This window comes from Streptomyces olivochromogenes (genome assembly GCF_021538895.1).
Lineage (GTDB): Bacteria > Actinomycetota > Actinomycetes > Streptomycetales > Streptomycetaceae > Streptomyces > Streptomyces olivochromogenes_A.
This window is the reverse complement of the sequence record NZ_JADDRL010000007.1, coordinates 82976-94325: the sequence shown is the minus strand read 5'-3', so window position 1 is coordinate 94325 and position 11350 is coordinate 82976. Positions and strand designations below refer to the sequence as shown.

The 11350-nt window shown below is 69.4% G+C and carries 9 protein-coding genes and 1 pseudogene; 1 reads left to right on the top strand and 9 read right to left on the bottom strand.

Annotated features, from left to right (window positions below; genetic code table 11):
• Positions 1-83 precede the first annotated feature (83 nt).
• The 4 genes and pseudogenes from IPZ69_RS05405 to IPZ69_RS05390 form a co-directional block, all read right to left on the bottom strand.
• Positions 84-1703: a beta-N-acetylhexosaminidase gene (locus IPZ69_RS05405; protein ID WP_235452700.1), complete on the bottom strand. Its 1620-nt coding sequence runs from the start codon at positions 1701-1703 to the stop codon at positions 84-86.
• Positions 1704-1707: 4 nt separating this feature from the next.
• Positions 1708-2004 (bottom strand): annotated as a pseudogene (locus IPZ69_RS47695) (hypothetical protein); the annotation flags it as partial.
• 236 nt (positions 2005-2240) lie between these two features.
• Positions 2241-2519 (bottom strand): DUF3039 domain-containing protein, encoded by a 279-nt coding sequence (locus tag IPZ69_RS05395; RefSeq protein ID WP_235452699.1) that lies wholly within the window; start codon positions 2517-2519, stop codon positions 2241-2243.
• A 29-nt stretch (positions 2520-2548) separates the two neighbouring features.
• Positions 2549-3121: a YqgE/AlgH family protein gene (locus tag IPZ69_RS05390; protein ID WP_235452827.1), complete on the bottom strand. Its 573-nt coding sequence runs from the start codon at positions 3119-3121 to the stop codon at positions 2549-2551.
• A gap of 253 nt (positions 3122-3374) precedes the next feature.
• On the opposite strand from IPZ69_RS05390, the gene murA reads away from it, so the two are divergent.
• Positions 3375-4715: a UDP-N-acetylglucosamine 1-carboxyvinyltransferase gene (gene murA, locus IPZ69_RS05385; RefSeq protein WP_235452696.1), complete on the top strand. Its 1341-nt coding sequence runs from the start codon at positions 3375-3377 to the stop codon at positions 4713-4715.
• Positions 4716-4835: 120 nt separating this feature from the next.
• On the opposite strand, the gene IPZ69_RS05380 is transcribed toward murA, so the two are convergent.
• From IPZ69_RS05380 to IPZ69_RS05360, 5 genes are all read right to left on the bottom strand, one after another.
• Complete coding sequence (locus tag IPZ69_RS05380; protein ID WP_067001509.1) at positions 4836-5117, bottom strand: HU family DNA-binding protein; 282 nt, start codon at positions 5115-5117, stop codon at positions 4836-4838.
• A gap of 288 nt (positions 5118-5405) precedes the next feature.
• A complete protein-coding gene (locus tag IPZ69_RS05375; RefSeq protein ID WP_235452693.1) occupies positions 5406-6821 on the bottom strand; it encodes an NAD-dependent malic enzyme in 1416 nt (471 codons plus the stop codon).
• Positions 6822-7186: 365 nt separating this feature from the next.
• Complete coding sequence (locus tag IPZ69_RS05370) at positions 7187-9595, bottom strand: HelD family protein (RefSeq protein ID WP_235452690.1); 2409 nt, start codon at positions 9593-9595, stop codon at positions 7187-7189.
• A 73-nt stretch (positions 9596-9668) separates the two neighbouring features.
• Positions 9669-10499 (bottom strand): anti-sigma factor family protein, encoded by an 831-nt coding sequence (locus tag IPZ69_RS05365; protein ID WP_308407427.1) that lies wholly within the window; start codon positions 10497-10499, stop codon positions 9669-9671.
• Complete coding sequence (locus IPZ69_RS05360; protein ID WP_010039908.1) at positions 10499-11020, bottom strand: sigma-70 family RNA polymerase sigma factor; 522 nt, start codon at positions 11018-11020, stop codon at positions 10499-10501. Before IPZ69_RS05360 ends, IPZ69_RS05365 begins: the two co-directional genes overlap by 1 nt.
• Positions 11021-11350 lie beyond the last annotated feature (330 nt).

Below are 11350 nucleotides of genomic sequence, written 5' to 3'. Positions count from 1 at the left end.
ATCAGGGAGATGGTCCGATTTCGCCCATCATCACCGGAGCATGGCGATTGACACTCTTCGGTGACCCTTGAGGTCTTTTTCCATTACGTGTTCGGAGGCAGCCCCTCGATGGGACGCCCGAGCACACCGGGGCGCCGCTGCCAGGGGCGCGGGCCGGCGGGCCGCCGGTAGGCGACCCCCAGGGCGTCGAGTCGCCCGTAGTGGGCGGCCATGCGGCGTTCGAAATCCGCGAAGTCCCGTTCCGCGGGGGCGGGCAGGGCGCTCCAGGCCACCTCGGCGAAGGCGGCGAGCCGGGGGAACGCCTGGTAGTCCACGCGTGCGTGGTCCTCCATCACCTCGGTCCACAGGTTCGCCTGGGTGCCCAGCACATGGCGGATTCCCGGTTCGTGCAGTTCCGGTGGAACCGGCTCGAAGCGGTAGACATCCTCCAGGGTGCGGACGTACCCGATGGGGACGGGTTCGTCGTCGCCCGCGGCCTGCCGGTAGTCCAGATACACCTGCTGCTGGGGGCACATGACGACGTCGTGTCCGGCCCGCGCGGCCGCGATCCCGCCCTGGTAGCCGCGCCAGGACGACACGGCCGTGCCGTCGGGGAGGCCACCTTCGAGGATCTCGTCCCAGCCGATGAGTCTGCGCCCGCGCGCGGACAGCCACTTCGCGAAGTGACCGATGAACCAGGACTGCAACTCGTCCTCGTCCGCGAGCCCTAGTTCCTTGATGCGCGCCTGCGCGGCGGGCGACCGCCTCCACTGGTCCTTGGGGCATTCGTCGCCGCCCACGTGAATGAACTCCGAGGGGAACAGGTCGAGGACTTCCTCGAACACCCCCTCGTAGAAGCGCAGGGTGTTGTCAGTGGGGGCGAGTACGTTCGTGGAGATCCCCCAGTCGTCCAGGACGGAGAGGGCGGTGGTGTCGATGACGTCGGTGTTGCCGAGTTCCGGATACGCGGCGATGGCGGCCTGCGAGTGGCCCGGTACGTCGATTTCGGGGACCACGGTGATATGCCGCTCGGCGGCATAGGCGACGATCTCGCGGATGTCGTCCTGGGTGTAGTAGCCCCCGTGCGGCTTCTCCTCCCACAACGGCGAGGCCCGGTGGCCGAATTTCGTGCGCGTCCGCCAGGAGCCGGTCTCGGTCAGCCTCGGGTGGCGTGCGATCTCGATCCGCCAGCCCTGGTCGTCCGTCAGGTGGAAGTGGAAGACATTGAGTTTGTGCGCGGCCATCAGGTCCAGGTAGCGCAGGACTCCGTCCTTGGGCATGAAGTGCCGGGAGACGTCGAGCAGGAGACCGCGCCAGCGGAATCGGGGACCGTCCTCGATGCTCTGGTGGGCGATTCCGTGGGTGATGCCGGATCGTACGGGGGCGCGTCGGAAGGCCTCGGGGCCGAGCAGTTGGCGCAGGGTCTGGGCGCCCCAGAAGACCCCGGCCGGGTCGCCGCCGCGGATCCGCACGCCCCAGGTGGCGACGGCGTCGAGCCGGTAGGCCTCCGGCTCCAGCGCGTCGTCCAGCTGCAGTTGTACGGAGTTGGAGGCGTCCCGCGGACCCGGCCGCAGCGGCAGGCCGAGGGCCGCGCCGAGGGTGGAGCGCAGCCAGCGTTCCGTGGTGTCCGTGCCCGGGGCGGCCCACAGGGTGGTGTCCCGGTCGAACAGGAAGCCACAGCGCATCGGGCCCTCGACGGCGCGCGGCGCCGGAATCAGATCCATCACGTCAGTCCTTTACCGCCGCACCCAGTCCCGACACCGGTCGTCGCTGGACGAGCACGAAGAAGATGAGCTTGCAGAAGACCAGCAGGGCCATCGGCTGGGTCGGTCGACCGCGAAGTGCCGCCGATGATGAAGGACTTGGAAGAGCAGCGAGTTCGTGCGCGGTCCGGAAACGGAACCGGAGGCGGAAGCGGAATCCCGGCGCGGCGGTCACGACGGCCGCGGCGAGAAACGCGATCAGCGTCGAGGCGATCACCACTTTGCCCGCCAAGAGAAAGCCACGGGAGAAGTAACGGCCGAATTACTGCTGCCCGTTTCATGGAGTGCCCCTCCTGGAGGTCATTGCAACATGCGCAACAGCAGTTTCACTCTGCACAACACACAGAGGCTAGGGACAACATGAACATGCCGACAAGAGGTCTCGACCACTCTGTGACCGGCGGACGCACTCCACGCAACGCCACACCATGACAAAGGCCCCCGGAGCACGCCGAAGCGTGCCGGGGGCCCTGCGAGTCTCAGCCGGAGAGGGACCGGTTACTTCTTGTCGTCGCCGCCCTCGTCGCCGCTGCCCATGGACTCGTAGATCTCCTTGCACATGGGGCACACGGGGTACTTCTTCGGGTCACGACCCGGCACCCACACCTTGCCGCACAGCGCCACGACGGGGGTGCCGTCGAGGGCGCTCGCCATGATCTTGTCCTTCTGGACATAGTGGGCGAAGCGCTCGTGGTCGCCGTCGCCGTGGGACACCTGTGGCGTCGGCTCTACGAGGGTCCCCGTACCAGTCCCGCGCTCGGGCTCAAGAGTGCTCATGCCGCCAAGGGTACTGAAGCCCCGGGACATCAGTTGAGTGTCGGGTCGTCCGGATAGGTGGCCACCATCGCCAGCTCGCTGCGCTGCCGGCGCAGCACCTCGCGCCACAGCCGCTCCGGCGCCGGGGAGGACACGTCGCCCGGCTCGGACTCCACCACGTACCAGGCGCCCTCCACCAGCTCGTCCTCCAGCTGACCGGGGCCCCAGCCGGCGTATCCGGCGAAGATTCGCAAGGAGCCGAGGGCCGAGGCGAGCAGCTCGGGCGGGGCCTCCAGATCGACCAGGCCGATCGCTCCGTGCACCCGGCGCCAGCCGAGCGGGGTGCGGTCGCCGGAGGCGCCGCCGGGGATGACCGCGACACCGAGTGCCGAGTCCAGCGACACCGGACCGCCCTGGAAGACGACACCGGGCTCACCGGTGAGAGCCGCCCAGCCCTCCAGGATGTCGCTCACGTCCACCGGGGTCGGACGATTGAGGACGACACCGAGGGAGCCCTCCTCGTCGTGGTCGAGAAGGAGCACCACCGCACGGTCGAAGTTCGGGTCCGCCAGGGCGGGCGTAGCCACGAGCAGCCGCCCTGTGAGCGAGGACACCTCGGTCATGCCAGACATGATCCCGCATCTTCCCCCCATGTGGGGAGCCAATGCGGGTACGGGAGTGAATGCAGCTCAGGGCGCACCGATGCGCCCCCACGCGCACGCCCCGGGCCGGTGACCGCACGTGCCCGAGGGGAAACGGTTCGTGTTGTGACACAGCTATGACGTAGCTGAGTGGTACCAGGGCTTACTGGAGGGGGGCGGTCGGCGATTACCCTGTCTCTCCGGCCCCTGCCCAACTCCACGGAACGCGAGATTCATGACCGTCAACGACGATGTCCTGCTTGTCCACGGCGGAACCCCGCTGGAGGGCGAAATCCGTGTCCGCGGTGCGAAGAACCTCGTGCCCAAGGCCATGGTCGCCGCCCTGCTGGGCAGTGCGCCGAGTCGACTGCGCAACGTTCCGGACATCCGTGACGTTCGTGTCGTACGCGGTCTGCTGCAGCTGCACGGGGTGACCGTACGTCCCGGTGACGAGCCCGGTGAGCTGGTGCTCGATCCGACCCATGTGGAGAGCGCGAACGTCGCTGACATCGATGCGCACGCGGGTTCGAGCCGTATCCCGATCCTGTTCTGCGGTCCGCTGCTGCACCGCCTCGGGCACGCGTTCATCCCGGGCCTCGGTGGCTGCGACATCGGCGGCCGTCCGATCGACTTCCACTTCGACGTGCTGCGGCAGTTCGGCGCCACGATCGAGAAGCGGGCCGACGGCCAGTACCTGGAGGCGCCGAAGGGTCTGCGCGGCACGAAGATCCGGCTGCCCTACCCGTCCGTCGGCGCGACCGAGCAGGTGCTGCTGACGGCCGTAATGGCCGAGGGCGTCACGGAGTTGTCCAACGCGGCCGTCGAGCCGGAGATCGAGGACCTGATCTGCGTTCTGCAGAAGATGGGCGCGATCATCGCGATGGACACCGACCGGACGATCCGCATCACCGGTGTGGAGAGCCTCGGCGGCTACACCCACCGCGCCCTGTCGGACCGGCTGGAGGCCGCGTCCTGGGCGTCGGCGGCGCTGGCGACCGAGGGCAACATCTACGTCCGCGGCGCCCAGCAGCGCTCGATGATGACGTTCCTGAACACCTACCGGAAGGTGGGCGGTGCCTTCGAGATCGACGACGAGGGCATCCGCTTCTGGCACCCCGGTGGTCAGTTGAAGTCCATCGCGCTGGAGACGGACGTGCACCCCGGCTTCCAGACCGACTGGCAGCAGCCGCTGGTGGTCGCCCTCACCCAGGCGACCGGACTGTCCATCATCCACGAGACGGTCTACGAGTCCCGGCTGGGCTTCACCTCCGCGCTGAACCAGATGGGTGCCCACATCCAGCTGTACCGCGAGTGCCTCGGCGGCTCCGACTGCCGCTTCGGCCAGCGCAACTTCCTGCACTCCGCGGTCGTCTCCGGCCCCACCAAGCTGCAGGGCGCCGACCTGGTCATCCCCGACCTGCGCGGCGGCTTCTCCTACCTCATCGCCGCACTCGCCGCCCAGGGCACGTCCCGTGTCCACGGCATCGACCTCATCAACCGCGGCTACGAGAACTTCATGGACAAGCTCATGGAGCTGGGCGCCAAGGTCGAACTGCCGGGCAAGGCACTCGGCTGACGGTCGGGGACTCCCCGCCGGCGGTACGTACAGCGATGGGGCGGCACCCGGAAGTCCGGGTGCCGCCCCATCGGCGTTCTTACGTGCCGTACACCGTCCCGTGATGCACGGACGACAAGGTCACTTGCCCTTGGCGGCTTCCTTGAGCTTGGAGCCCGCGGAGACCTTCACGCTGTAGCCGGCCGGGATGTTGATGGGCTCACCGGTCTGCGGGTTGCGCGCGGTGCGAGCGGCACGGTGGGTGCGCTCGAAGGTCAGGAAGCCGGGGATGGTGACCTTCTCGTCGCCCTTGGAGACGATGTCGCCGACGACCTCGGCGAACGCGGCCAGCACGGCGTCGGCGTCCTTACGGGTCACCTCGGCGCGGTCGGCCAGCGCGGCCACCAGCTCACTGCGATTCATGTTGTTACTCCCGTGTTCTTCTTGCTGTTGGGGCGTGCCACGCGGCGAAGCCGCGGCACAGCGAAGCCGATGCGCTCGCGCCCAGGGACGCATCCTGCCCCTACCTGCGGCGGGAAAGCCAATCCGGCACCCGTAGGAGTCGTGAGAACACCCTAGGGAGTCACACGAAAAGCGCCTGCTCGGCCGTCACCCTAGAGGGCGCCCGACGCCAGGGGGTTCCGCGACGCGCCGGGGCGGGGGCCGCCGTGGTGATCCTCACAGCCCCCGCACATCAACGGTACGCCGTGGTCACGACTGCGCGGCGACCGCCTTCGCGGCCTCCCGCACCGCACCCGCCACCGCGCCCGCGACCTTGTCGTTGAAGACGCTCGGAATGATGTAGTTCGGGTTCAGCTCGTCCTCGGTCACCACGTCCGCGAGGGCCTTCGCGGCCGCGAGCATCATCTCGGTGTTGACCGTGCGGGACTGGGCGTCCAGCAGGCCGCGGAAGACACCCGGGAAGACCAGCACGTTGTTGATCTGGTTGGGGAAGTCGGAACGGCCGGTGGCCACAACTGCGGCCGTCTGACGGGCGATTGCCGGGTCCACCTCGGGGTCCGGGTTCGCGAGCGCGAACACGATCGCATCCTCGGCCATGGCGGCCACGTCGTCGCCGTCGAGCACGTTCGGGGCGGAGACGCCGATGAAGACGTCGGCGCCGTGCACCGCCTCCTTCAGGGTGCCGGTCAGGCCCTCGGGGTTGGTGTTGTCGGCGATCCAGCGCAGCGCCGAGTCCGGCGCCGCGTCCACCAGGTCGCCGCGGCCGGAGTGCACGACGCCCTGGATGTCGGCGACGACCGCGTTCTTCACGCCCGCGGCGATCAGCAGCTTGAGGATGGCCGTACCGGCCGCGCCGGCGCCGGACATGACGACCCGGATGTTCTCGATGGCCTTGCCGGTGACGCGAAGTGCGTTGGTCAGGGCGGCGAGGACGACGATCGCGGTGCCGTGCTGGTCGTCGTGGAAGACGGGGATGTCGAGGGCCTCGCGCAGCCGCGCCTCGATCTCGAAGCAGCGCGGCGCGGAGATGTCCTCCAGGTTGATGCCGGCGAAGCCGGGGGCGATCGCCTTGACGATCTCGACGATCGCGTCGGTGTCCTGGGTGTCCAGGCACAGCGGCCAGGCGTCGATACCGGCGAAGCGCTTGAAGAGGGCCGCCTTGCCCTCCATGACCGGCAGCGCGGCCTTCGGGCCGATGTTGCCGAGGCCCAGCACCGCGGAACCGTCCGTCACGACCGCAACGGAATTGCGCTTGATCGTCAGGCGGCGGGCGTCCTCGGGGTTCTCGGCGATCGCCATGCAGACGCGGGCCACACCCGGCGTGTAGACCATGGACAGGTCGTCACGGTTGCGGATGGGGTGCTTGGACTGCATCTCGATCTTGCCACCGAGGTGCATGAGGAACGTACGGTCCGAGACCTTGCCGAGGGTGACGCCCTCGATGCCGCGGAGCTTCTCGACGATCTCGTCGGCGTGCCCGGTCGAGGTGGCCGCGATGGTGACGTCGATGCGCAGCTTCTCGTGGCCGGACGCGGTGACGTCGAGGCCGGTCACCGAGCCTCCGGAGGACTCCACGGCGGTGGTGAGCTGCGAGACGGCGGTTCCGCTCGCGGGCACCTCCAGCCGGATGGTCATCGAGTAGGAGACGCTGGGCGCCGTTGCCATGGCCGACTTCCTCTGCTTTCACCGTGTCGCGAATTGTGCCGTCCGATCGTCGCACCTACCCCCGAGTAGGCGTTAGCCGCATGGGGTTGCGGACGTTTTGTTCACGGACCGATCCGATTTCGGAAAGAGACTTCCACCATACGAGAGCGGAACGGTCAATGAAAGAGGCCCACGTCACGATGTGACGTGGGCCTCTCGTACGTTCATGACACCGACCCGCCATGCTCGCCTCGCGGCAAGTGGTCGCTCGTAGCGACGAAGGTTGGGCCCGGGGGCTTGGATCGAGCCGGTGCCGTACCCAGGCTAACAAACGGATCCGGCACGGCCATTCCCGTCCGGAAGGTTCACAGGATTCCGTCCCCCGGTCAGTCCCGCAGGAGGTCCGGAATCCCGGCCGGGTCCGGCTCGTCCCGGTCCGTCGAGATCACCGTCAGCTGCTGGGTCGCCCGGGTGAGAGCGACGTACAGCACGCGCAGGCCGGCCGGTGACTCGTCGGCGATCTCCGCGGGCGAGACGACCACCGTGGCGTCGTACTCCAGGCCCTTGGCCTCCAGACTGCCGAGCGCCACCACCCGGTCGCCGAGCCCGCCCAGCCAGCGCGCGGCCTCCGCGCGCCGGTGCATCGCGACGACCACGCCGACCGTGCCGTCGACCTGGTCCAGGAGCCGCTCGGCCGCCGCGCGCACGGTCTTCTCCAGCGACTCCCGTACGACGCCGAAACGCGGCTCGACCCCGGTGGACCGAACGGCGGACGGCGACTCGGAGCCGGGCATGGCGAGGGCCAGCACCTTCGCGGCGAGCTCGGCGATCTCGGCCGGGTTGCGGTAGTTCACGGTGAGCCGGAAGCGGCGCCGCGGGCGGGTGCCCAGGGCCTCGTCACGGGCCTCGGCCGCCTCGTCCGGGTCGGACCAGGAGGACTGCGCCGGGTCCCCGACGATGGTCCAGGTGGCGTGCCGGCCGCGGCGGCCGACCATGCGCCACTGCATCGGCGTGAGGTCCTGCGCCTCGTCGACGATGACGTGCGCGTACTCGACGCGCTCCTGCGCGAGCCGCTCGGCCCGCTCGCGCTGCGACTCCTCGCGCACGGGCATCAGCTCGTCCAGGCCGGAGAGCTGGTCGAGCGGGTCCAGGTCGCGCTTCTTGCGCGGGCGGGCCGGGGTGCCGAGGACGGCCTGGAGCTCGTCGAGCATGGCGATGTCGTGCACCGAGAGGCCGTCCCGCTTCAGGGAGCGGGCCACCTTGCGCACCTCGCCGGGGTTGAGGATCCGCCGGGCCCAGCGGCCCAGGCGCCGCTCGTCCGCCATGGCCGCCAGGACCGCCTTCGGCGTCAGCTCGGGCCACCAGCCGTCGAGGAACGCGAGGAAGCTGTCCTCCGTGGTGATGTCCTCGTCGAAGGAGGAGCGCAGCTCGGCCGCGAGCTCCGGATCGCTGTGCCGGCCGGCCGCGCCGGACCGCTCCCACAGGGCGTCCAGGAGCAGCTTGCGGGCGCGCGGGCGGAGCAGGTTGACGGGAGCGGTGCCGCCCAGGGTGTTGCGGCGGATACGTTCCAGTTCGTTCGCCTCCAGTTCGAGCCGGCGCCCGAAGGCGACGACCCGGAGCCGGGTGGGCGGCCCGGCCTGGACACGTTCCGGTCCGGCGCCGCCTCCGCTTTCGCCGCCCTCATCCCCGAACGCGAGCTGCCCGGCGGCGGCCCGGGCGCCGTTCACGCCGGGGCCCACGCCGCCCGGTCCCAGTTCCAGTGCGCCCCGGGCCGCCTTGCGGAGCACCTTCAGCATCCGGTACGACCCCTTGGCGCGGGCCACCGACGGGGAGTCGTACAGCGTGGCCTCGGCGCCGTCGACGAGCGAGCCGATCGCGCGGATGGCGACCTGGCCCTCCTCGCCCAGGGACGGCAGCACGCCCTCGGTGTACGCCACCAGCAGCGGGGTCGGCGAGACGATCAGGATGCCGCCCGCGTACCGGCGCCGGTCCTGGTAGAGGAGGTAGGCGGCCCGGTGCAGCGCGACGGCCGTCTTCCCGGTGCCCGGTCCGCCCTCGACGTACGTCACGGAGGCGGCGGGGGCGCGGATGACCAGGTCCTGCTCGGCCTGGATGGAGGCGACGATGTCCCGCATGGTGTGGCCGCGGGCCTGGCCGAGGGCGGCCATCAGGGCGCCGTCACCGATGACGGGCAGCTCGTCGCCGTGCAGGGTGGCCTTGAGCTCGGGGCGCATCAGGTCGTCCTCGACGCCGAGGACGCGGCGCCCCTTGGAACGGATGACCCGGCGCCGTACGACCCGGCCCGGGTCGACCGGGGTGGAGCGGTAGAAGGGCGCGGCGGCCGGCGCCCGCCAGTCGATGACCAGCGGGGAGTAGTCCTGGTCGAGGACCCCGATCCGCCCGATGTGCAGGGTCTCCGCGATGTCGGCGGTGTTGTCGGGGCGCACCGCGCCCTCGGCCGGCTCCACGGCGGTGTACGCGCCGTCGGGCCCCTTCTTCCCGTCCTTGCCGAGCAGCAGGTCGATCCGCCCGAACAGGAAGTCCTCGAACTCGTTGTTCAGCCGGTTCAGGTGGATGCCCGCCCGGAACACCTGGGCGTCCCGCTCGGCCAGCGCGCCGGGCGTGCCGACCTGGCCGCGCTTGGCCGCGTCGTTCATGAGGAACTCGGCCTCGTGGATCTTCTCCTCAAGGCGCCGGTACACCCGGTCGAGGTGTTCCTGTTCGACGCTGATCTCTCGGTCCCGGACGGAATCCTGAACCGAGCCGACCGCGGATTGCTGAGCCTGAGCGGCCACCGGGCCCCCTTCTGACGTGCTGGGCAGCCGTCAACCGTACGCGAAGGGGGCCCGCGGAAGCTATGTGTCGGCGTTACGCGCCGACGTCGACCAGCTTCTTGCCGTCGAAGGTCATCACCTCGAAGTGATCGATGTCGCCCGGGTTGAAGGCGGCACCGCCGTGGACGTAGAGCGGCTTCTTGGCCTCTTCCGTCTTGGCGTTCTCGATGCCGTAGCCCCAGTTCGGGACGGACCAGGAGGTGACCGTCTCGCGCTCGCCGTTCTTGCCCACGGCGATGAGCGAGCACTTCTTCGGGCCGGTGACGTTCTTGAGCTGGAGGACCGCGTGGGTGCCCCACTCCTTCTTCTCGACGGCGACGGTCGCGGTGACGTGGGTCGCCGGATCCGTGGCCGTCTTCTTGTCGGCCATGGTCTGGAACGCCGTCTGGGCGGGCCCCATCGCCATGTTGTTGTTGCCGCTGTCCGAGCCGCCGCTCGCCGCGAGGACGGCCAGCGGGCCGCCGACGATCAGCGCGGCCGACGCCGCGAGCATGAACAGCGTGTGACGCCGCTTGACCGCGCGGCGCTCCGAGACCTCGACCACCAGCTTCTCCGCGAGTCGCGGAGAGGGCTTCGCGGAGAGCGACTCGCCTATCGCGGGCGTGCTGCCGGTACCCGGCAGGTCCGCCAGCGCGGCGAGCATGGGCTCCATCCCGGCGAGCTCGTCGAGCTGCTGGGCGCACCATTCGCAGCCGGCGAGGTGAGCCTCGAAAGCGGTTGCCTCGGCATCGTCGAGAAGGCCGAGGGCGTAGGCGCCGACGGTCTCGTGCTCGTTGGGCACCGGAGATCCCTGCCTGGGGCTCATGGGTCCAGACATACCCGGACCTCCCGCGCTGAATCCGCCGTGTCCCCCGTATCCACTCATCACGCCGTCACCCCCCGCTCCTCCAGTGCCAGCTTCATCGACCGCAGGGCGTAGAACACCCGTGAGCGCACGGTGCCGCTGGGTATACCCAGCGTTTCGGCCGCCTCATTGACGGTACGCCCCTTGAAGTAGGTCTCGACGAGCACCTCCCGGTGGGCCGGGGTCAGGTCGTCGAGCGCGTCCGACAGCGTCATCAGCCACAGCGCCTTGTCGATCTCGTCCTCCGCGGGGATGACCTCCAGCGGCGACGGATCGACCTCCTGCGGCCGGGCCTGCCGGCTGCGGTGGCCGTCGATGACGATGCGTCGTGCGACCGTCACCAGCCAGGGGCGTACCGAACCGGTCGCTCGATTGAGCTGGCCGGCGTTCTTCCAGGCACGGATGAGCGTCTCCTGCACGACGTCCTCTGCTCGCTGCCGATCTCCGGCGACCAGCCTGAGGACATACGCAAGGAGAGGTCCGGCATGCTCTCGATACAGAGCACGCATCAGCTCCTCGTCAGGTTCCGAGGGCTGGGACATGCGATGTCGGGCCCTCGATCCACGTTCATTGGCCACGGCCGCATCCTTGCGCACGCCTACCTCCGGTGTCCGGGGGTTCCCCCAGTCGGTCGCTCGCCCACGGGTACGGACAGGGGGTGCGATGCGTTCAAAGTGACGCGACAGATTTCTTGGAGGTGGCATGACGAGAGGGACATGGATGCACATTCCTCCCGCGTGATCTTTACATTTCCGACACATTGGCCGGAGCGCCGCAGGTGACCGGGCCACTCGGAAGGCAAACGCGGTGTTGCGGAAATCACTCCGCGACCGAATCGGTGATCCCGCCTCAGAAGTGGTGTACCGGACACT